This window comes from Dietzia sp. NPDC055340 (assembly GCF_053645335.1).
The window spans coordinates 100,708-121,263 of the sequence record NZ_JBSHML010000006.1 but is presented as its reverse complement, the minus strand read 5'-3'; the positions used below and the strand labels follow the sequence as shown (position 1 = coordinate 121,263).

The following is a 20,556-nucleotide window of genomic DNA, read 5'->3' as shown; positions in this document are numbered from 1 at the left end:
ACCTCGGACGGGGTGGGGTGCCGCAGCCCTGAGTGCGGGACCGTAGTCTGTCCTCAGGGCCGGTCGACGCCGGTTCCGCTACAGGCGACGAGGACGAGTGGGGATGTCGAGCGATTCAGTGACGACCGGCACCGCGGCAACGACGCCCGACCACACGGTGGCGGGTGTGGACCTCGGTGACGCAGCCCTCGCGGCCGACTTGCGGAGCACGCTCGACGAGGTCGAGAAGTTGCTCGTCAGTCGACTGGCCAGCGGGGAGGACTTCCTCTCCGAGGTCGCCCTGCACCTCGTCACCGCCGGCGGCAAGCGATTCCGCCCGCTCATGACGCTCCTGACCGGGCAGCTCGGCCCGGAGCCCGACCGCGAGCGACTGGTCAAGGCCGCCGTCGTGTGCGAGATGATCCACCTCGCCACCCTGTACCACGACGATGTGATGGACGAGGCGGCCATGCGTCGCGGTGTCGAGTCCGCGAACAGTCGCTGGGATAACTCGACCGCCATCCTCGCCGGCGACTTCCTGTTCGCCCACGCGTCCATGTTGCTGGCCGACCTCGGCCCGGCGGCGGTGCAACTCATCGCCCAGACCTTCGCCGAGCTGGTCACCGGTCAGATGCGTGAGACCGTCGGACCCGGAACCGGTGAGCAGGCCACCGACGCCGCCGAGCACTACCTGCGCGTGATCTGGGAGAAGACCGGCTCGCTGATCGCCGCCGCCGCCCAGTTCGGTGGCGAGTACTCCGGAGCGGACGCCGAGCAGATCGAGCGCCTGCGCCGCCTCGGCGACGCGGTGGGGATCGCGTTCCAGATCGCCGACGACATCATCGACATCGCCTCGCCCGCAGACGACTCGGGCAAGACGCCCGGCACGGATCTGCGCGAGGGCGTCCACACGCTGCCCATGATCTACGCCATGGAGGACGGTTCAGCGGACAGCGCCCGGCTGCGGGAACTGCTCGCGCAGCCGTTGACCGACGACGCCGAGGTCGCCGAGGCCCTCGACCTGCTCCGTGCCTCGGAGGGCATGCGCCGCGCGCGGGTCGCGCTGGAGCAGTACGTCGACGACGCCATGGCCGAACTCGACGCGCTGCCGGCCGGCCCCGCCAACGAAGCGCTGCGACGGCTCGTGCGCTTCACCGTCGACCGCGTCGGCTGACACCTCCGCCCGGGAGTCGCCGGGTAGTCGCCGCGCGCCCCAGAGGCGATCGACGAGGCGGGCGGGCGTCAGGGACGCGGATAGAGCGCGACCTGGGCGGCTTTGACCACCAGCATCACGTCCGACCCCGGCGCGAGCGACAGCTCGGCGGCCGAGCGGCTGGTCACCTCGGCATCCACCCGCTGCCCGTCCCGTAGCTCTGCCGTCAGCCGGGTCAGCGCGCCCGCCGGGGCCACCGCCACCACGCGCGCGGGCCACGAATTCCGCGGGCTCGAGGCGGGGCCGGCCGGGCTGTGGGCGAGGTCGACCGGGCTCCCCGCGAGCGCGCCCGGACCCGCCGGCGCGCCGACCGCACGGATCGCCACCGATCGCGGATCCACCGTCGCGATCGCCCGCCCGCCGTTGCGCCACCCGTCCGCGGGCTCGGCACGGACCCCGGTGACCGCGTCGCCGGCGGGGGTGTGGACCTCGTCGTCGTCGACGATCGTCCCCTCCACCAGCGACACCCCCGCCAGTCGCGCGCCGAAGTCGGACGCGGGGCGGGCGAGGACCTGCTCGACCGTGCCGGTCTGCGCGGCGCGACCGGACAGGACGACGACGACATCGTCCGCCAGCGCCCACAGGTCCAGCGGATCGTGGGTCACCAGCGCGACGGCCCGGCCGGTGAGGCGGTCGGCGAGGAGGCGCCGGATCGCGGGTGCGACCTCTACGTCCAGGGCGACCAGGGGCTCGTCGAGCAGGACGAGCTCCGGATCCACCGCCAGCGCGCGGGCCAGGGCGACGCGTTGCGCCTGCCCGCCGGACAGCTGGTGGGGGCGGCGGTCGGCGAGGTCTGCGCAGCCGACGGCATCGAGTTCGGCGCGGGCGCGGGCGAGCGCGTCCCGGCGACGGACACCGCGGGCGCGGGGGCCGTACGCGACGTTGTCGAGGGAGGACAGGTGGGGGAACAGGCCGGGGCGCTGCTCGAGCGTCACCACGCGGCGGCGATGGGCCGGCAGGTGGGCGCGAGGAGAGCTGACCACGCGGCCGTCGATCCGGACCTCACCGGAGTCGGGTCGCAGGTGCCCGGCGAGCAGCGCCAGAGCCGTGGACTTGCCGGCGCCGTTGGGGCCGACGATCGCGACGCGGCGCCCGGCCGGGACGGTGAGGCCCAAGTCGACGTCGCGGTCCGTGACGCTGCAGTCGAGCTCGGCGGCGGGCACGGCGGCGGACGCGACGGCCCGGGCGGGGGCGTCAGCCACGGCCCGTCACCGCCCTGCGCGCGACGACGGCCGAGCCGGCCATGAGGACCGCCGCCACGACGATGAGCAGCAGGGCCAGGGTGAGCGCGGTCCCGGTGTCCGACTCGCGGCTGAGATAGATCTCCAGCGGCAGCGTGCGCGTGGTTCCCTGCAGCGAGCCGGCGAAGGTGAGCGTCGCGCCGAACTCGCCGAGGGCGCGGGCGAAGGACATCGTGGCCCCGGCCACCAGGGCGGGCAGCACGAGCGGCAGCGTCACCGTGGTGAGGACGCGGGTGGGGGAGGCGCCGAGGGAGGACGCGGTCTGCTCGAGGCGAGCGTCGACCGAACGGAGCGCGCCCTCGACCGCCACGACGAGGAACGGCATGGCCACGAAGGTCTGTGCGATCACCACGGCGGCGGTCGTGAAGCCGATCTCGATGCCCAGCACCGACAGGTGCCGGCCCACCACGCCGGTGCGGCCGAACGTGATGAGCAGCGCCAGGCCCGCCACCACCGGGGGCAGGACCATGGGCAGCGCGGTGACCGTCCGGGCGAGCGCCGCGAACGGGCCGTGACTGCGCGAGAGCAGCACCGCCAGCGGGGTACCCAGGAGCACGCACAACACGGTCGAGATCGCGCACGTGCGCAGGCTGAGCAGCGCCGCGTCCCGCGCGGCCTCGGACCCGACGAGCGTGGGGACATCCGCCCACGGGATCCGCACCGCCAGGCCGAGTAGCGGCAGCGCCATCAGCAGGACGGTGCCCGTCGCCGCGACGAGAAGCCACCGCGGGAGCGGCATCGCCACAACGCCGGGGCTGCGGACACGCCGACCGGTCACGGCGGGCCGAACCCGTACCCGGCCAACACGGCCAGACCGGCGGGGCTGGTGACGGAATCGATGAAGCGCTGGCCGAGGTCGGGGGCAGGGGAGTTCTCCAGCATCGCGATCGGGTAGCGGTTGGGATGGGCGCTCGCGCCGCTGATCCCGACCTTCTCGACCGCGTCCCCCGCAGTCGCGGCGTCGGTGACGTAGACGATCCCGGCGTCGGCCTCGCCGGAGGAGACCTTGCCGCGCACATCGGTGACCTTGGTCTCCTCGCTCACCGGCCGCAACTCGACCCCGGCGGATTCCGCGAGCGCCAGGGTGGCGTTGCCACACGGCACGCCCTCGGCGCACACGACGAGCCGGGTGCCGTCCAGGGAGCCGTCGAGCCCGGTGATCCCGGCCGGATTGCCGGGCGGGGTGATGAGCGTGAGGTCGTTGGTCGCGATCACCGCCGGCGTGCCGGCCACCAGCCCCTCGGAGATCGCGCGGTCCATGTTCGTCTCGTCCGCCGAGACGAACACGTCGGCCGGGGCGCCACTCGCGATCTGGTCGACCAGACCGGAGGAGCCGTCGAAGGAGAGCCGGACCTCGACACCGGGATTGGCCGCCTCGAAGTCCTCGGCCAACTCCGAGAACGCCTCGGTGAGCGAGGCGGCGGCGAACACCGTCAGCGTCTGCGACGCCGCGGTGTCGTCGTCGCCCCCGGAGGCGCAGCCCGCCAACGCGGACAGCCCAACGACGGCGCCGAGCGCGGCGGCGGCGAATCGGCGCGTCATTGCGGGGCGCCTTCGATCACGACGCTCGTCGCCTTGACCCGCGCCGTGGCCAGAGAGCCGGCCTCCAGGCCCATCTCGCGCACGGCCTCCGTGGAGATCAGCGAGACCACGCGGTAGGGCCCACACTGGATGTCGACCTGGGACATGACCGGGTCGGACTTCACCGACGTGACCAGGCCGCGGAAGCTGTTGCGCGCGCTGACCGCGGCGTCGCCGGAACCGTCCACTCCTGCGCCCCGCCCGGCGGCCCGTTCCTGGGCCAGCCGGGCGAGATCGGCGCCGGCGACGGTCTTGCGACCGGAATCGTCCGGGGACGCGGTGAGCTCGCCGCGTTCGATCCACCGGCGCACCGTGTCGTCGCTGACCCCCATCAGGGAGGCCGCCTCGCTGATTCGCAACTGCGTCATGAAGCTCACTCTAGACCCGCAGGTGCGCAATGGTGGGGGAGTCGGGCTCGCTTCCGCGGAACCGCGCGCCAGGTTGGCGGGTCAGCGGTAGTTGGTGAACTGCAGTGCCACCTCGAAGTCCGCTCCCTTGAGCAGCGAGATGCAGGTCTGCAGGTCGTCGCGCTTCTTGGACGACACGCGGATCTCCTCGCCCTGGATCTGCGCCTTGACGCCCTTGGGTCCCTCGTCGCGCAGGAGCTTGGTGATCTTCTTGGCGTTCTCCTTGTCGATGCCCTGCTTGAGCGAGCCGACCAGGCGGAAACTCTTGCCCGACGGCATCGGCTCGCCCACCTCGAGCGCCTTCATGCTGAGCCCGCGGCGGACCAGCTTCTCGATGAACACGTCCTTGGCGGCCATGACGCGGTCCTCGGTGTTAGCGGTGATCTCCACCGCGTCCTCGCCCTTCCACTCGATGCCGGCGTCGGTGCCGCGGAAGTCGTAGCGCGTGCCCAGCTCCTTGGCGGCCTGGTTCAGTGCGTTGTCCACCTCCTGGCGGTCGAACTCCGAGACGATGTCGAACGAGGACTCCGAGGCCATGGACGCTCTCTCCTTCACTGGTGGCGGGGCTTGCTGCGGTCGATCCAGGCCAGGTTACCCGCCCCCGGAGACCCCCGATTTGGTACCCGGGGGGCGGGGCGTTGTACTGTGTCTCTGCGCCCTGCGGGGTGCACGCCAGATTGCCCGAGCGGCCAAAGGGAGCGGATTGTAAATCCGTCGGCTTAGCCTTCGTTGGTTCGAATCCATCATCTGGCACTCGGAGACCCCTGCCACAAGCGGGGGTCTTCGTGCATTTCAGGGACACCCCCTCAGCGCTGGCGGTCGCCGCGGCGCGCCGCGATAGGCTGGCGGCGTGCATACGTGGGTGGCGACAGGCTCGGACTCGACTGGGCGCGGTCAGGACCCATCCGCGTTCGCCTCCGCTCCGAATAACAGGGTATGACCTTGTGTTCTGTGCCCGCAGTCCCTCGGATGGCCGTGCGTGACGTGCCAGCGGGGCTCGGCTCCGCCGTCGACGACTGGGTTGCGGATCTCGACGCCACGACGCGCGCCGGCAAGGGGATACGGTCCGCTTTGCTCGAGGCCGTGTACGTCGCCGCCGGTGGCGAGGAGCCTGCAGTGCGGGTCGCGGTGGGCGAGGCGCTCGAACTGCTCCACGAGGCATTTCTCATCCACGACGACGTCGTTGACGGCGACGACCACCGCCGTGGTCAGTCCAACCTCCAGGGCCGGACGAGGGATCGGGTGGCGGCTCGGGGCGCCGCCCCGGCGGTCGCGGAGGGCGTCGGCAGGGCCGCCGGTCTGCTGGGAGGCGACATGCTCCTTGTCGCGGCGATGAGCGGCTTCGCACGCCTGCCGGTGCCCGCACCGACGGTGCACCGGGTCCTCGACGAGGTCGAGCGGGCGGTCGCGGCCTCCGTGGCCGGCGAGTACGCCGACATCCACTATTCCGCTGACGCCCGTCCGCCGAGCCGGGAGCGTGCCCTGGCGATCGGCCAGGCCAAGACCGCCGCCTACTCGGTCTCCCTGCCGCTCGTGCTGGGCGCGATTCTCGCAGGTGCCGGGGACCAGACCGTCGAGTCGTTGCGTGAAGCGGGCGCTCACCTGGGCACGGCCTATCAGGTGGTCGACGACCTGCTGGGAGTGTTCGGCGACCCGGGCGAGACGGGCAAGTCCAACGAGGGCGATCTCCTGCGCGGTGCGCCCACCGTCCTACTGGCGTTCGCCGCCACCACCGACGCGTGGCCCCGCATCGACGCCGCGCTCGGGGGCCACGGCCACGGAGACCCCGACCCGGATACCGCGCGTGATCTCCTGTACGAGTGCGGGGCCCGGGACCACGCGCAGCGGGTCGCCGAGGATCTGGTCGCCGCGGCCCGCACCGCGCTGGACCGTCCGACCATCCCGGCCGCGATCCGGGCCGCCCTCGCACCCCACCTGGCCGCCGCCCTGGAGAGGACCCGATGACCCCGACGAACCCGCACGCGGAGTTCACCGAGGCCGCGCGGGCGTGCGCGCAGGTGCTGCTGCGCCGCTACTCCACGTCCTTCGCCCTGGCCTGCCGACTGTTGTCGCCGGCCACCCGGCCGCATGTCGCCGCGATCTACGCGTGGGCGAGGGTCGCCGACGAGGTCGTCGACGGCGCGATGGACGACCCGGCCGCCGCGCGCGAGCTCATCGCCGAGGCACGCCGCCGCACCCACCGCGCGATCGAGCAGGGGCTGGACCCGGACCCCGTCACCCACGCCTTCGCCGACACCGCACGCCGGTTCGGGATCGGCGCGCGCCTGGTGGACCCGTTCTACGACTCGATGGAGGCGGACCTGGACGTCACCGTGCACAGCGACGAGTCGCTGCGCCGGTACATCCACGGGTCGGCGGAGGTGATCGGGGAGATGTGCCTGCGGACGTTCGCGGGTGGCGGATCGGGCGACGACGACGAGCTCGCAGCCGGTGCACGAGCACTGGGATCGGCGTTCCAGAAGGTCAATTTCCTCCGGGACGTCCGTGAGGATTCCGGAGAGCTCGGCCGCAACTATCTGCCCGGTCGGGATCCGCTCGCACTGACCGACCGCGATGTCCGGGAGTTGGCGGACGACGTGGACGTCGACCTGCGGCTGGCCCGCATCGCGATCGACCGGATCCCCGGCCGGGACCGCCTCGCGGTGTTGGCCGCGCACGATCTGTTCGCGGAGCTCAACGAGCGGCTGCGCGCCGCGGGCGCCGCCGGAGTGAGCTCCGGACGGGTCCGCGTGCCCGACGCGGTGAAGCTGAAGATCATCGCCCGCGCCGCGGCCACCGGTCGCCGGGTCTCCCAACGGTCGGGGGAGTCCCGATGAGTGGTGAGTTCGAGCGGCTGCGACTGCGGCTGCGTCGGGGTCGACCCGTCGCCCCCGACGGTCCTGTCGTGGTGGTGGGCGGCGGTATCGCCGGGCTGGCCACTGCCGCGCTACTCGCCCGGGAGGGCCGTGACGTCACGCTCGTCGAGGCCACCGAGGAGGTCGGCGGCCGGGCGGGTAGCTGGTCGTCCGGAGGGTTCCGCTTCGACACGGGCCCGTCGTGGTTCCTCATGCCGGAGGTGTTCGACCACTTCTTCCGACTCTGCGGCACCTCGTCCGCCGAGCAGCTCGACCTGGTCCGCCTGGACCCCGGCTACCGCGTGTACTTCGAGAACCAGTCCGAGCCGGTCGACGTCCGCTCGGACCGGGCCGCCTCCACCGCGCTGTTCGAGTCTCTCGAGCCGGGGGCCGGCGCGGCCCTGGAGAAGTATCTCGACTCGGCCCGCATGACCTACGATCTCGCACTGCGGCGGTTCCTCTACACGAACTTCACCTCGTACCCGGCCCTGGTGCGGCGGGAGGTCGTGGCCCGCGCGGGGACGCTTCTCGCGCGGCTCGCCCAGCCGCTGCAGTCGTACGTGGCCCGCCGCTTCCGGGACCGCCGCATCCAGCAGATCCTCGGCTACCCGGCGGTGTTCCTGGGCTCCTCGCCGTACCTCGCGCCGTCGATCTATCACCTCATGAGTCACCTCGACCTGGCCGACGGGGTGCTCTACCCGCGCGGCGGTTTCGCCGAGCTCATCGCGGCCGTCCGGAGGGTGGCCGAGCAGCAGGGCGTGCGCATCCACACCGGCACCGAGGCGATCGCCCTCACGGTCTCCGACCCCGGCCCGGAAAGGCCCTCCGTGACGGGGGTCCGGGTACGTGACCGGGCAGGAGCCGAGCGGACGCTGCCGGCCGGCCTCGTCGTCGGCGCCGCGGACCTGCACCACCTCGAGACCCGGTGGCTGCCGGACCACCTCCGCACCTACCCGCAGTCCTACTGGGACCGGCGTATGCCGGGGCCCGGTGCGTTGCTCGTGCTGCTCGGCGTGCGCGGCGAGCTGCCGCAGCTGGCGCACCACACGCTGTTGTTCACCGAGCGCTGGGAGGAGGGGTTCGACGCCATCTTCGGCGACGAGCCGCACATCCCCGATCCCGCCTCCCTCTACGTCTGTAGGCCGAGCGCGACCGACACCGACCCGAATGCCGGGATCGCGCCGGAGGGTCACGAGAACCTCTTCGTCCTGGTGCCGATCCCCGCCGACCCCGCGTCGGGGCGTGGCGGTGTCGACGGTGCCGGTGACGCGACGATCGAGGCGGCCGCCGACCAGGCGATCGCGCAGATCGCCGACTGGACCGGCATCCCGGACCTCGCCGAGCGGATCGTCGTACGCCGCACCATCGCGCCGGCCGATCTCGAGGCGGATCTGGGCGCCTGGCGCGGTACCGCACTCGGCCCGGCACATACCCTGGCGCAGAGCGCGTTCTTCCGCACCCGCAACGTCAGCAGGCACGTCGACGGGCTGTTCTACGCGGGCGCCTCGACCATTCCGGGGATCGGGCTGCCGATGTGCCTCATCAGTGCGGAGTTGGTGCTCAAGCACGTGCGCGGCGACACCGGCACCGCCCCGGTGGCCGAGCCGGGCGGAGGCACGGTGTTCAGCGGGTGATCGGGCTGGCGTACCTGGCTGTCCAGGCCCTCTCGTTCGCGGGGATCCTCGTGATCGACCACCGCTGGCGTCTCGCCGCATTCCGCGCCCCGGCCGCCACCGCGCTGGCCGTCACCGCCGCAGTGGCGTTGTTCCTGACCTGGGACGTACTCGGCGTGCGCAGCGGTGTGTTCTTCCGCGGCACGACCGACTTCATGACCGGACTGCTCATCGCGCCGGAGATCCCTGTCGAAGAGGTGGTGTTCCTGGCGTTCCTGTCGTACCTGGCGCTGGTCTGTGCGACCGGGGTGACGGCCGCGGCCGAGCACCTCCGCGCACGGCGGACAGGGAACGACCCGGCCCGTACCGACGAAACGGGGGAGCACCCGTGACCGGTATCTACACGACCATCAACCTCACCATGTCGATCCCGGTGCTCGGCGCCGCGGCGATCGCCCTGTGGCGACTGCGCGGGGCCGAGCGACGGCGGTGGTTGCTCGGCGTCGGCGGCTCGCTGGTGGTGCTGCTCGTCCTCACCGCGATCTTCGACAATCTCATGATCGCCGCCGGTCTCGTGGCCTACGACGACGCCCTCACCAGCGGTCTGCGCCTCGGGCTGGCGCCGATCGAGGACTTCTCGTATGCGATCGCCGCCGCCGTGTTCGTGCCCTCGGTGTGGTCCGTACTCACGGCGCGGACGCCGGCGGCCGTGGCCGACGAACACACCTCTCCGCAGGACTCCGGGGCAGGCGTTCCGGACAGCGTTCGGGACAGCGTTCCGGATAGGCCGGCGCCGCCCGCACTGCTGACCACGCTGTTCTGGTCATCGCGTCCGGTGTCGTGGGTGAACACCGCCGCCCCGTTCGCGCTGGCCTACCTCCTGGCCACCGGCGGATTCGACCTCGTGGGGGTGATCGGCACGGTCTTCTTCCTGGTGCCGTACAACCTCGCGATGTACGGGATCAACGACGTCTTCGACTACGAGTCCGACCTACGCAATCCGCGCAAGGGCGGGGTCGAGGGCGCCGTGCTCGACCGGTCGCGGCACACGGCGACGCTCGTGGCCTCGGCCGTGACGACGGTGCCGTTCCTGGTCTACCTGGTCCTGGTGGGTTCGGCGGAATCATCTTTGTGGCTGGCGGCCAGCATGTTCGCCGTGATCGCCTACAGCGCCAGAGGAATGCGGTTCAAGGAAGTCCCGTTCCTGGACTCGATCACATCCGCATTCCACTTCGTCTCCCCGGCCATCATCGGGTGGACGATCGCCGGGGCCGAACTCACCGCGGGGGTGTGGGCGTGCCTGGTCGCGTTCATGCTGTGGGGCGCGGCGTCCCAGGCGTTCGGGGCCGTGCAGGATGTGCGTTTCGACCGCGAAGCCGACCTCAAGTCGGTCGCGACCGTGCTCGGGGCGCGGAGCACCGTCTGGTTCGCGCTGGCCTGTTACGTCGCCGCCGTCCTGGTGTTGCTGATCTGCGCGCCGTGGCCCGCGTCGGGTGCGGCGTTCGCGATCCTGCCGTACCTGGCGACGGTCGCCGCCTACCTACGGGTCGACGATTCGACCGCCGAGGCGACCAATGAGGGCTGGAAGCGCTTCCTCGTGCTCAACATGCTGGCCGGCTTCTGCGTGACCCAACTCGTCCTCTGGTCGGTTCTCGTCTGGGCCTGACCGCCGCCTCGCCGCCCGGCCCTTCCGCTCGGCCCGGACCGTGCACGTCTCTCAGCGCCGGGCGCGCTCCAGCCACCGCTGCGAGGGTGGGCTCGTGCGCCAGTTACGGAAGATCGTCCGGAACGCGCGGGAGAACCGTCTCCGCATGGCGGCCGGGTCGTCGAAGGGGCGCGCGGAGATCCCGACGCTCAGCGAGCGGTCCACGACCACGCGGTCGGCGGCGCCGAACTGGAACGACAGGTCGATGTCGTCGTGGAGTTCGGGGTCAGTCCGGTCGACACCATCGCGCGCCCGATCCCACGCACTGCGGCGCATCGCCAGGTTGGAACCGAACAGCACCGGGTGGGCCATCGCCGCGCCGACCGACAGGAAGAAGGCGTCCATGTAGAGCACCCGGGCCGCCGCAGCGCGCCATCCTTCGAGCCCGATGAACTCGCCGGGCCCGGAGAGGGCCGAAAGCGCCGCGTCCGTCTCAAAGGCCGTCTCGATCCGGGCGAGCCAGTCGGGGCCGGGGCGAGAGTCCGCGTCCAGCCGGGCGATCACATCGCCTGTTGCCGAGTCGTAGCCGGCCGCCGCCGCAGCCGGGATGCCCCTGACGGGCTCCTCGATCACCCGCGCGCCCGCGGCGAGGGCGACGGCCGCGCTGTCGTCGGAGCAGCCGTTGTCGACCACGACGATCTCGTCGGCCGGTCGTGACTGCCCGAGCAGTGCGGCGAGGCATCCGCGGAGTTCATCGACGTCGTCCAGGACGGGAACGACCACGGAGATGCGCATGCGAGCATTCTGCCACCCCCGACGGCGAGAAGCCGCCGCTCAGATCGGGGTAGGCCACCGTTGACCAGCCGATTTGTGTGCGCTCGAAGCCTGTGTGTAATCTGCTAAAGGCTTACGCACCGAGCCGAGGACGGACAGTCCGAGACTCGATGTGGCCCGCCCCCTTAGCTCAGTCGGCAGAGCGTTTCCATGGTAAGGAAAAGGTCGTCGGTTCGATTCCGACAGGGGGCTCGCACTGTGCGGGCGGCGCGATCGTCCGACTAGCAGAGCATGCCGGTGTAGCTCAGCTGGTTAGAGCGCACGACTCATAATCGTGAGGTCGGGGGATCGAGTCCCCCCACCGGTACTCCTGACGAAAGCCGTCCACGGATCCGTGGACGGCTTTCGTCTTCTCAGGCGCGGGCCCTTACCCCTTCAGCCCTCAGGGGTTGCGGAAATCGGGCGGCCGGTCACACCCCGAACGTCGAGCGCGGGTACATGGCCTCGACATCGGTGATCACGTTCACCAGGTACGGAACCCCGCTGGCGAACGCGCGGTCCAGGGCCGGGCCGATCTGCGCCGGATCGGTCACCATCTCGCCGGCCCCGCCGAGGGCGCGGACCACCTCGTCGTAGCGGGTTCCCGGGGCGAGGTCGGCGATCACGTCGTAGCCGTACAGCATCTGCATCGGACCCTTCTCCAGGCCCCACGCACCGTTGTTCCCCATCACCATCACCCCGGGCAGATTGTGCCGCACGAGCGTGTCCACGTCGATGAGGGAGAAGCCGGCGGCGCCGTCGCCGAGCAGGAGCACCACCTGGCTCGACGGGCGGGCGATGCGGGCCGCGATCGCCGCACCCAGCCCCGCGCCGAGGCAGCCGAAGGGCCCGGGGTCGAGCCAGTTGCCGGGCCGGGCGGGCTCGATGAACTTGCCGGCGTAGGACACGAAGTCCCCGCCGTCGCCGATCACCACCGCGTCCTCGGCCAGTCGCGGGAGCAGCTCGCCGTAGATCCGCCCCGGGTGGATCGGGTCCGCGCTCGCGGAGAACAGCTCCAGATCGGCGGCGTGGGTGGCGTCCGCCTTCTCCCGCAGCGAGGCCGTCCAGCTGCTCCGGTCGGGTCGCGTGGGGCGCTTCTCGACCGCCGCCAGCATCGCGTCGAAGATCCGGCCCAGGTCTCCGGCGGTCGCCACGGCCGGGGAGGCGTGGTGGCTGAGCTGGCTCTCGGAGTCCGCGATGTGGATCACGGTCGCGGGCGTCGCGTCGTCCTTGCCGCCGAACACCCCGTACCCGAGCCGGAAATCGAGCGGTGTCCCCACCACGATCACCAGATCGGCGGTGCCGAACGCCAGGCCGCGGGCCTTGGTCACCAGCAGCGGATGCCCCGCGGGCAGGATCCCGCGGCCCATGCCGTTGGGGATCGTCGGCAACCCGAGCGTCTCCACGCAGCGCAGCGCCGCCTCCTCGGCGCCGTCGGCCCACACGTCCGAGCCGATCACCACCACGGGCCGCTCGGCGCCCACGATCAGGTCGGCGATCCGGTCGACGGCGTCGGTGTCGGGGGAGCGGTCGGGCGCGGCGGCGGGGGAGCCGTCGTCGGCCGGGCCCGGGCCGGGCCGCACCGACTCGCTGCGATCGAAGAAGTGGTCCATGTGCACGTCGAGGAACGCCGGACCGCGGTGGGCGGTGCCCGCGGCGGTGAACGCGCGATGGGTGGCGGGGGCGATGTCGGCGGTGTCTCGGGCGGTCTCCGCTGACACGGTCACGGACTGCACGACCGGCACGTGGTCGAACTCCTGCAGACTGCCGGTGCCCCACCGCGCCGCCGGGGCCCGCCCGCCGATCATGACCATCGGAGCTCCCGAGAACGTCGCCTGCGCCAACGCGCTGACCCCGTTGGTGACGCCCGGACCGGCGGTCAACACCGCCAGGCCGGGGGAGCGGGTGAGTTTGCCGGTCGCCTCGGCCGCGAACGCCGCCGTCTGCTCGTGCCGCACGTCCAGGAGTGAGACGCCGTGGTCCTCTTTCTCGGCCGCGTCGTACATCGGGAAGACGTGAGCGCCGGACAGGGTGAACATGGTCCGCACCCCGTGCGCGGCGGCCACGGCCGTGGCGTGCGAGCCACCGTGCCCCCCGACGGGGGACGGCCCCGTTCCGGTGTCCCGGCGGCTCTGGTCGGTCGGACTGTTCTGGCGCACGGCTCTCTCCCTGGTCGACTCCCCTCCACCGTAGGAGTTGAGGGATGCGACATTCAGGGCTTCGGCGTATGCGGTGTCCGCAGGGCGACGACCACCGGGATCACGATGAGCACCACCCCGATCGCCTGCAGCCCCGGGGAGTCATCGGCCTCACCGAGGATCAGCCCGGCGATCCCGAGACCGATCACCGTGAGAAGGCCGATGAGGATCACCACGAAACGCGCTGCCGCCTTCATCGACCGACCTCGTTGTCGTCGTCGTTGTCGTCGTTCTGGTCTTCCTCGACCCACTCGAGCAGGTCTCCGGGTTGGCAGTCGAGCACCCGACACATGGCGTCGAGCGTGCTGAAGCGCACCGCCTTGGCCCGCCCGTTCTTGAGGACGGAGACGTTGGCCGGCGTCAGGCCCACCCGCTCCGCGAACTCGCCGACGCTCATCTTGCGTCGGGCCAGCTCAACGTCGATTCGCACCACGATGGGCATCAGATCACCGCGTCCATATCCGTACGCAGCCCGGTCGCCTGCCGCAGTAGCGCACGCATCACGACCATCAGCAACGCGGCCACCGCGATGATCGTCACCATCAGCAGGAGTAGGAGCGGCAGCCCGGGGTCGTCGGCGGTGAACCCCACCACCAGGAACACCCCGGCCAGCACCAGCCAGGCGGCGACGATCGCACCGAGGATCACGTCCACCCATTTCAACGAGGCCACCGTGAAGATCCGGTCGGCCACCACCATCCCGAGCAGCCTCCACGTCGCGACGATCACCACCTGGATGCACAGCACCCAGAAGACCGTCACGGCCGTCAGCGGCCAGCGCAGATGTGCGCTCTCAGGGTGCTCCGCGGCCATGTGGGCGAACTGGCCGGGCAGCGACATGGTCTGGAACACCAGCAGGATCGCGAACAGCAGGACCAGGAGCGCCCGAAGCGGTAGGACCGCACGAATGACGATGTTCATGCAATGAGTCTCGCTAAATACCTATCGAAAGTCAATAGGGGCACCCGGTTCGGAGAATCGGACGTGGTCGGGCCGCCGGCCGGGCGGTCATAAGGAAAAAGTTGTGCCGGGCCCACCCATCCGGCAGTCCATCCGTCGCGAAGCCCGAGAACCCGACGGAAAGGATCCTCCGTGAACCACCCCATCATCGACCGCCTGCACGGCGACGACCGTGTGCAACTCTTCGAGGCCATCACCGCGGCCGGCCAGAGCCCGTACTTCGCCGCGTCGCAGTCCGGCTGCGGCACCGTGACCACCTACGACGGCACCGAGCGGATCATGCTCGGGTCGAACAACTACCTGGGTCTGGCCCAGCATCCCGAGGTCGTCGAGGCGGCGGTCCGCGCGGTCCGGGAATTCGGCGCGGCCAGTACCGGAAGTCGCCTGCTCAACGGCACCATGGAGCTGCACGAGGAGTTCGAGGACGAGATCACCCGCTGGTTCGGCACCGAGCAGAGCCTGAGCTTCTCGACCGGCTACCAGACCAACCTCGGGACGCTGGCCGCCCTGTTGGGTCCCGACGACGCGGTGGTGGTGGACCAGTTCGCCCACGCCTCGATCCGCGACGGCATCCGGATGTCCCGCGCGACGCCCCACGTGTTCGCCCACAACGACCTCGGATCACTCGACAAGGCCCTGGTCGCGGCCCGCAGGTCGGGGGCCGACCAGATCCTGGTGGTCGTGGATTCGCTGTACTCGATGGAGGGCAGCCTGGCCCCGGTCCCGCAGATCGCGGCGTCGGCGCGCGAACACGGCGCGGCACTGATGGTCGACGAGGCCCACGCCCTCGGTCTCTACGGACAGAACCGTCGCGGCTGGGCAGAGGAATGTGAGTGCTCGGCCGACGTGGACGTGACCATGTCGTCGCTGTCCAAGGCCACCGCCTCCATCGGCGGCTTCATCACGGGCAGCCGCGAGCTGATCGCCGGGTTGCGGGTCAGTGCGCGACCGATGTTGTTCTCCACCGCGGCCGTGCCCGCGACGGTTGCCGGCGTGCTGGCGGCCGTGCGGATCATCCGCAGTGACGAGGGCGCACGTCGCGTGGAGGCTCTGCGGCACAAGGCCACGGGACTGCGTGCGGAACTCGAGCGCCGCGGCCACGAGTGCGGCTCGGGGCACGCCGGCGCCGACTGGTCGCCGATCGTGCCGGTACACGTGGGCGACGACATGTTGGCGTTCGAGGCATGGAACCGACTGATGGCGCGCGGCGTGTACACCGGCACCGCGGTCAGCCCGGCCGTCCCCGCGTCGGGCGCGATCCTGAGGGTGTGCGTGACCTCTGAGCACACCGAGGAGCAGCTGGCGCACGCCGCCGAGGCGATCGACGGCGTGCTCGCGGAACTCGTAGGGGCGCCGGCCTGATGCGGGTCGTGCTGACCGGTGCCTCCGGCGACTTCGGCACGGCGATCCTGCGACGGCTGATCACCGAGAGCCGGGTCGATTCGATAGTCGCGATCTCACGCTCGCCGCTGCGGGTGTCCGACCCGCGTATCGAGACGGTGGCGCTGGACCTGGCCACCGACCCCGTCGACCGGGTCATGGCCGGCGCCGACGCGGTGATCCACTGCGCGTTCGTCGTGGAGGAGCCCAGGGACAAGGCCGCGGCCCGCCGGGTCAACGTGGACGGCTCCGCCCGGATCCTCCGCGCGGCCGACGCGGCCGGGGCCGCGATCTGCGTGATGACCTCCAGCGTCAACGCCTACGGGCCCCGCGGTGGGCCCGAGGTCCTGGACGAATCGGCCCCGATCGGTGCGGGGCCCGAGCACTACTACCTGCACCACAAGGCCCTGGTCGAGGAGGACATCCGCCGCTGGCGCCACACGAGTGGTGGCCGGATGGCCGTGGCCGTCCTGCGCCCCACCTACATCGTGGGCCCGGACATGGACAACTCCGGACTGGCGTCGATGCGGGCCCGGGTCGTCGCCTACCCGACACCGTGGCGCTCGTACTACCAGTTCCTCCACCAGGACGATCTGGCCGACGCGTACGTCCGGGTGATCCGCGACCGGGTGGACGGCGAGTTCAACGTGGGAGCCGAGGACGCGGTCACCGTCGCGCAGATGTGCCGCTGGAACCGCTCGCTGTGCGTGCCCCTGCCGCTCGGACTCGCCGGCCGCCTGGCGGACCTGGGCTACCGACTCCGACTGCTGCCCTACTCGTCCCACTGGGTGACGCCCGGTGAACCCGTCACGACGTCCCGGCGCCTGCGCCACGCCACCGGCTGGAGACCGGCACGGACGAGCGCCGAGGCCGCCCGACTCATGCTCGCGGGCGGCTGACCGCCACCGAGCCCCGGCCGCAGGCGGTCTCTATCGGCCAGCGACGCCGATCAGCTCTGATCGCCACCCAACGAAAGGAACCCCATGACCCTGACCACCGAGTACGCCGTTCTGGACCACTACGCGCCGGGCCTGCGGGAACGACTGTCCACCGCGGGCCTGATGGCCAATGAGAGCCCCGATTCCAGCGCGATCGCCGAGTGGGCCGCCACCGATGCCACCGGGCTGATCGTTCCCGTCGAACTGGGAGGCCGTGGCGCAACAGCAGTAGAGGCGGTCCGGTTCCAGACCGCGGTCGGCGCACTGGCCCCGTCGCTGGCGGCGGCGACGACCATGCATCACCTGTCCTGCGCCACCCTCTTCGAGGCCGCCGAGGACGCGACGCCGGACGAGCGCGAGCTCATCCGCTCCCTGGTTGAGCAGCGCACCGTGATGGCGTCCGGGTTCTCCGAGGGCAAGCCCGGCGGGTCCGTGTTCCGTCCCACGATGACCGCGCGCAGGGAGGGCGACGACTACGTGCTCTCCGGTCGCAAGATGCCCTGCAGTCTGTCCCGGTCCATGTCGCTGCTCGTGGCCAGCGCTCTGGTCGACGACTCCGAGCGGGCTGTCGTCCTGGTGTTCAACGGCTCCGACGGCCTGACCCGCGAGGACTTCTGGAAGGCGCCCGTCCTGGCCGCGGCCGAGAGCGACGCGCTGGTGCTGGACGAGGTGCGGGTCGAGTCCGACATGGTGTTCCTCACCTCGGAGAACGACCCCGACGACGTCCATGAGATGACCGGCTACCTGTGGTTCGGACTGCTCATCAGCGCCGGCTACCTCGGCGTGGCCGCACGCCTGGTGGAAGCCCTCGCGGCCAGGGACACGGTGGACCCGAAGCTGTTCGCGACCGTGCTGGCCGAGGTGGAGACGATGCGCACCGCGCTGCTGGCCGTGGCGGCCGCGTTCGACTCCGGCGAGCGCGGGAGTGATCTGTCCGCCCGCCTCGCGCTCGTCCGTTGGTCGATGCGCGAGGCCCTGGTCCGCGTCCAGTCCGGGGTCCGCGAGGCCGTGGGCGGGTTCGCCTATATGCAGGATCCCGAGCTGGCGTACGCCTTCGAGGCCGTCCAGGTGTTCGGCTACCACCCGCCGTCGCGGCGTGAGACCGCCGACAAGCTCCTCGCGTGGGCGCAGGGCGAGGACTTCCGATACGTGTGACTCCGATACGTGTGACCCGGCCTCGGGCCGGTGGTAGGCCGGGCCGGCGGCGGGCCGGGGGCGGCGGCCACCCGGGCGGGACCGGCGGGACGGGCACCGATGCTCGGGTAGCGTCGCCGGGTGTGAGCACAGATAACGCTGATGACCCCGTCGTCGTCGTCGGGGATCCCGTCACGGTCACCGACGCGGTGGTCGCGCGCTTCGCCGAGGCGGTCTCCGCACCGCCCGGACAGCTTCCGGCGACCCTCGCCGCCGCGCTGACCGCCCCGGTCCAGCGCGCAGTGATGGACCACCCCGCGCTGCGCATCGACCTCTCGCGCACCCTCCACACCGCGCAATCCAGCGAGCACCACCGACCGATCCGGGTCGGCGACGTCCTCACCGCCACCGCGACGGTCACCGGCGTGCGATCGGCGCGCGGCGGGCGGATGATCGGCTTCGACACCGTCCTGCGCGACGCCCGCGGCGCGGCCGTCCAGACCCTGACCAGTGCACTGCTCACCGCGGAGGTGGAGGGATGACGACGCCGCACGACCCGACGACGACCCCGACGACGACCCCGCCCGTCGCCCCGTCCGTCGGCGACGCGTTGCCTTCCCGCGACGTGGAGATCACCCGTGCCGACCTGCGTCGCTACGCCGAGGCCTCGGGCGACCACAACCCGATCCACCTCGAGGACGGGGCGGCGCAGGCGCTCGGCCTGCCCGGCGTGGTGGCGCACGGGATGCTCACCTCCGCGCTGGCGATCGGGGTCGTGGCCGGGTGGGCCGGGGGAGCGGACCGCGTCCTGGCCACATCGATCCGGTTCGCCGGGCCCGTGGTGGTGCCGGCCGAGGAGCCCGCGGTGCTGCAGGTGTCCGGCACGGTGCGCAGAGTGGCCGAGGACGGGGCGAGCGCCGACGTCGCGCTGGCGGTGACGTGTGGCGGCGCGAAGGTGTTCGGCAAGGCGATCGTCACGGTCGCGGTGGGGGTGTGATTTCGGCGGATGGCCGCCGCTGTCGTACAGTGGGACGCCCGACCGAACGCGGTCGCGGACCACGCTGCCCGAGGCAGTAGCCGACACTGTAGAGTCGAGGCGTTCGTGCGGACCGCAGACGCGGAAGGCACGGGTGGCCGGGAGACCGGCCGAAGGGGCGTAGCTCAATTGGCAGAGCAGCGGTCTCCAAAACCGCAGGTTGCAGGTTCAAGTCCTGTCGCCCCTGCACTTCCCCGCAAGCCAGACGACCCGGAGGTAGGCGCGTGAGCAAGGATCGCGACGACGACGTCGACACCAGCGGCGCCCGCGACTCCGATGCCGCCGTCCCCACCGGGAAGGCCGGTCGTGGCGACACGACCGTCGCGAGCCGCGTCCGGACCGATGCGGACAAGCCGGAGGACACGCGGGCATCCCGCGCCAATCCGTTCCAGTACATCGCGCAGGTGGCCGAGGAACTGCGTAAGGTCATCTGGCCTACGCGCAATCAGATGGTCACCTACACCATCGTGGTGTTCCTGTTCCTCATCTTCATGACGGCGCTGGTCTCTGGCGTCGACTTCGGTGCGGGCAAGCTCGTCGAGCTCGTCTTCGACCGCTGACGACCCGCCGCACCAGGTCCGGGGCGAGAACCGGACCGACGAAACTCGAGAGGACCGCATTTCCGTGAGCGACATCGACCAGAGCCCTGAGGCCGACGGCGTCGAGGAGACCCCCGCTGCCGCCGAGCAGGCCGAGATCGAGGCCGACGCGGTGCTCGGTGACACGGGTGCGGATCCGTCGGACGCCGAGGTCCCCCCGGCTGCCGACGACGAGACCGCCGGTGACGACGCGATCGACGAGACCGCCGGTGACGAGGGGATCGTCGAGGAGATCGTCGACGGCGACGAGGCTGACCTCGAGGGCGGCGACGAGGCCGAGGCGGAGGCTGCCGCCGAGCCGGCCGCGCCGACGATCGACCCGATCATCGCGTTCAAGCGCCAGCTGCGGAAGCTGCCCGGTGACTGGTTCGTCATCCACTCTTACGCCGGGTACGAGAACAAGGTGAAGGCCAACCTCGAGACCCGCGCCGTCACCCTCGGCGCCGAGGACAAGATCTTCCAGGTCGAGGTCCCGATCGAGGAGTACACCGAGGTCAAGAACGGTCAGAAGAAGACCGCCAACCGCAAGGTCCTGCCCGGCTACGTGCTGGTGCGCATGGAGCTCGACGACGAGTCGTGGGGCGTCGTGCGCAACACCCCCGGTGTGACCGGCTTCGTCAGCGCGACCGGTGGTGCCACGGGCGCCCCGACCCCGCTGTCGCTGAGCGACGTCGCCAAGTTCCTGGCCCCCAAGCCGGAGAAGAAGGCCGCCGCCGGCGCCGCCGAGGGCGAGGGCGGTCTGGTCGCACCGGCCATCGAGGTCGAGTTCGAGGTCGGCGAGTCCGTCACCGTCATGGACGGTCCGTTCGCCACCCTCCCCGCGAGCATCTCCGAGGTCGACCCGGCCGCGCAGAAGCTCAAGGTGCTGGTGTCGATCTTCGGGCGCGAGACCCCGGTCGAGCTCGGTTTCAACCAGGTCGAGAAGATCGACTGACGCCCACGGGCTTGTCGGCGAACCCGCCCC

At 71.3% G+C, this 20,556-nt stretch carries 23 protein-coding genes and 4 tRNA genes; 17 read left to right on the top strand and 10 right to left on the bottom strand.

Annotated elements, in window-relative coordinates:
- Positions 1-103: 103 nt before the first annotated feature.
- On the top strand, positions 104-1,153 hold the full coding sequence (locus tag ACWIFB_RS06195; protein WP_452098522.1) for a polyprenyl synthetase family protein: 1,050 nt from the start codon (positions 104-106) through the stop codon (positions 1,151-1,153).
- A 68-nt stretch (positions 1,154-1,221) separates the two neighbouring features.
- Here ACWIFB_RS06195 and ACWIFB_RS06190 read toward each other — a convergent pair whose 3' ends face one another.
- The 5 genes from ACWIFB_RS06190 to ACWIFB_RS06170 all read right to left on the bottom strand — a co-directional run bounded on the left by ACWIFB_RS06190 (position 1,222) and on the right by ACWIFB_RS06170 (position 4,958).
- Positions 1,222-2,394, bottom strand: coding sequence for a sulfate/molybdate ABC transporter ATP-binding protein (locus ACWIFB_RS06190; protein WP_454057646.1), 1,173 nt, complete (start codon positions 2,392-2,394; stop codon positions 1,222-1,224).
- Positions 2,387-3,172 (bottom strand): ABC transporter permease, encoded by a 786-nt coding sequence (locus tag ACWIFB_RS06185; RefSeq protein WP_454057702.1) that lies wholly within the window; start codon positions 3,170-3,172, stop codon positions 2,387-2,389. Before ACWIFB_RS06185 ends, ACWIFB_RS06190 begins: the two co-directional genes overlap by 8 nt.
- A gap of 35 nt (positions 3,173-3,207) precedes the next feature.
- Complete coding sequence (modA, locus tag ACWIFB_RS06180) at positions 3,208-3,975, bottom strand: molybdate ABC transporter substrate-binding protein (RefSeq protein ID WP_454057645.1); 768 nt, start codon at positions 3,973-3,975, stop codon at positions 3,208-3,210.
- A complete protein-coding gene (locus ACWIFB_RS06175) occupies positions 3,972-4,382 on the bottom strand; it encodes a TOBE domain-containing protein (RefSeq protein WP_452098525.1) in 411 nt (136 codons plus the stop codon). The genes modA and ACWIFB_RS06175 overlap by 4 nt, the downstream gene beginning before the upstream one ends.
- 81 nt (positions 4,383-4,463) lie before the next feature.
- The gene (locus ACWIFB_RS06170; protein WP_230928324.1) at positions 4,464-4,958 is read right to left on the bottom strand and encodes a YajQ family cyclic di-GMP-binding protein; all 495 of its coding nucleotides are present in this window, start codon (positions 4,956-4,958) and stop codon (positions 4,464-4,466) included.
- A 134-nt stretch (positions 4,959-5,092) separates the two neighbouring features.
- Here ACWIFB_RS06170 and ACWIFB_RS06165 point away from each other — a divergent pair.
- The 6 genes from ACWIFB_RS06165 to ACWIFB_RS06140 all read left to right on the top strand — a co-directional run bounded on the left by ACWIFB_RS06165 (position 5,093) and on the right by ACWIFB_RS06140 (position 10,555).
- Positions 5,093-5,174, top strand: a tRNA-Tyr gene (locus tag ACWIFB_RS06165).
- Between the two features lie 198 nt (positions 5,175-5,372).
- Complete coding sequence (locus ACWIFB_RS06160; RefSeq protein WP_454057644.1) at positions 5,373-6,386, top strand: polyprenyl synthetase family protein; 1,014 nt, start codon at positions 5,373-5,375, stop codon at positions 6,384-6,386.
- Entirely contained in the window at positions 6,383-7,258 is an 876-nt protein-coding gene (locus tag ACWIFB_RS06155) for a phytoene/squalene synthase family protein (protein ID WP_452098527.1), read from the top strand. The genes ACWIFB_RS06160 and ACWIFB_RS06155 overlap by 4 nt, the downstream gene beginning before the upstream one ends.
- The gene (gene crtI, locus ACWIFB_RS06150; protein WP_452098528.1) at positions 7,255-8,910 is read left to right on the top strand and encodes a phytoene desaturase family protein; all 1,656 of its coding nucleotides are present in this window, start codon (positions 7,255-7,257) and stop codon (positions 8,908-8,910) included. Before ACWIFB_RS06155 ends, crtI begins: the two co-directional genes overlap by 4 nt.
- Positions 8,907-9,281 (top strand): lycopene cyclase domain-containing protein, encoded by a 375-nt coding sequence (locus tag ACWIFB_RS06145; RefSeq protein WP_452098529.1) that lies wholly within the window; start codon positions 8,907-8,909, stop codon positions 9,279-9,281. Before crtI ends, ACWIFB_RS06145 begins: the two co-directional genes overlap by 4 nt.
- A complete protein-coding gene (locus tag ACWIFB_RS06140; RefSeq protein WP_454057643.1) occupies positions 9,278-10,555 on the top strand; it encodes a prenyltransferase in 1,278 nt (425 codons plus the stop codon). Before ACWIFB_RS06145 ends, ACWIFB_RS06140 begins: the two co-directional genes overlap by 4 nt.
- Positions 10,556-10,606: 51 nt before the next feature.
- Here the strand turns inward: ACWIFB_RS06140 and ACWIFB_RS06135 are convergent, their stop codons facing one another.
- Positions 10,607-11,329, bottom strand: coding sequence for a glycosyltransferase family 2 protein (locus ACWIFB_RS06135; RefSeq protein ID WP_452098531.1), 723 nt, complete (start codon positions 11,327-11,329; stop codon positions 10,607-10,609).
- 158 nt (positions 11,330-11,487) lie between these two features.
- On the opposite strand from ACWIFB_RS06135, the gene ACWIFB_RS06130 reads away from it, so the two are divergent.
- A tRNA-Thr gene (locus ACWIFB_RS06130) sits at positions 11,488-11,560 on the top strand.
- A gap of 41 nt (positions 11,561-11,601) precedes the next feature.
- Positions 11,602-11,675 (top strand) — tRNA-Met (locus ACWIFB_RS06125).
- A 103-nt stretch (positions 11,676-11,778) separates the two neighbouring features.
- On the opposite strand, the gene ACWIFB_RS06120 is transcribed toward ACWIFB_RS06125, so the two are convergent.
- From ACWIFB_RS06120 to ACWIFB_RS06105, 4 genes are read right to left on the bottom strand one after another with little or no spacing between them, the layout of a single operon-like run.
- Positions 11,779-13,506 (bottom strand): acetolactate synthase, encoded by a 1,728-nt coding sequence (locus ACWIFB_RS06120; RefSeq protein ID WP_454057642.1) that lies wholly within the window; start codon positions 13,504-13,506, stop codon positions 11,779-11,781.
- Positions 13,507-13,559: 53 nt separating this feature from the next.
- Positions 13,560-13,742, bottom strand: a complete 183-nt coding sequence (locus ACWIFB_RS06115) for a hypothetical protein (RefSeq protein WP_452098533.1) — start codon at positions 13,740-13,742, stop codon at positions 13,560-13,562.
- On the bottom strand, positions 13,739-13,987 hold the full coding sequence (locus tag ACWIFB_RS06110; RefSeq protein ID WP_452098534.1) for a helix-turn-helix domain-containing protein: 249 nt from the start codon (positions 13,985-13,987) through the stop codon (positions 13,739-13,741). Before ACWIFB_RS06110 ends, ACWIFB_RS06115 begins: the two co-directional genes overlap by 4 nt.
- Complete coding sequence (locus ACWIFB_RS06105) at positions 13,987-14,466, bottom strand: DUF2975 domain-containing protein (RefSeq protein WP_230928315.1); 480 nt, start codon at positions 14,464-14,466, stop codon at positions 13,987-13,989. Before ACWIFB_RS06105 ends, ACWIFB_RS06110 begins: the two co-directional genes overlap by 1 nt.
- Positions 14,467-14,637: 171 nt before the next feature.
- On the opposite strand from ACWIFB_RS06105, the gene ACWIFB_RS06100 reads away from it, so the two are divergent.
- From ACWIFB_RS06100 to nusG, 8 genes are all read left to right on the top strand, one after another.
- On the top strand, positions 14,638-15,867 hold the full coding sequence (locus ACWIFB_RS06100; protein WP_454057641.1) for an aminotransferase class I/II-fold pyridoxal phosphate-dependent enzyme: 1,230 nt from the start codon (positions 14,638-14,640) through the stop codon (positions 15,865-15,867).
- Positions 15,867-16,784 (top strand): NAD-dependent epimerase/dehydratase family protein, encoded by a 918-nt coding sequence (locus ACWIFB_RS06095; RefSeq protein ID WP_452098536.1) that lies wholly within the window; start codon positions 15,867-15,869, stop codon positions 16,782-16,784. Before ACWIFB_RS06100 ends, ACWIFB_RS06095 begins: the two co-directional genes overlap by 1 nt.
- An 84-nt stretch (positions 16,785-16,868) precedes the next feature.
- Positions 16,869-17,978 (top strand): acyl-CoA dehydrogenase family protein, encoded by a 1,110-nt coding sequence (locus ACWIFB_RS06090; RefSeq protein WP_454057640.1) that lies wholly within the window; start codon positions 16,869-16,871, stop codon positions 17,976-17,978.
- Between the two features lie 122 nt (positions 17,979-18,100).
- Positions 18,101-18,499, top strand: coding sequence for a (3R)-hydroxyacyl-ACP dehydratase subunit HadA (hadA, locus tag ACWIFB_RS06085; protein WP_452098538.1), 399 nt, complete (start codon positions 18,101-18,103; stop codon positions 18,497-18,499).
- Positions 18,496-18,954, top strand: coding sequence for a MaoC/PaaZ C-terminal domain-containing protein (locus ACWIFB_RS06080; protein WP_452098539.1), 459 nt, complete (start codon positions 18,496-18,498; stop codon positions 18,952-18,954). Before hadA ends, ACWIFB_RS06080 begins: the two co-directional genes overlap by 4 nt.
- A 153-nt stretch (positions 18,955-19,107) precedes the next feature.
- Positions 19,108-19,180 (top strand) — tRNA-Trp (locus ACWIFB_RS06075).
- 37 nt (positions 19,181-19,217) lie between these two features.
- The gene (gene secE, locus ACWIFB_RS06070; RefSeq protein ID WP_230928309.1) at positions 19,218-19,553 is read left to right on the top strand and encodes a preprotein translocase subunit SecE; all 336 of its coding nucleotides are present in this window, start codon (positions 19,218-19,220) and stop codon (positions 19,551-19,553) included.
- 64 nt (positions 19,554-19,617) lie between these two features.
- The gene (gene nusG / locus ACWIFB_RS06065) at positions 19,618-20,526 is read left to right on the top strand and encodes a transcription termination/antitermination protein NusG (protein WP_454057639.1); all 909 of its coding nucleotides are present in this window, start codon (positions 19,618-19,620) and stop codon (positions 20,524-20,526) included.
- Positions 20,527-20,556 lie beyond the last annotated feature (30 nt).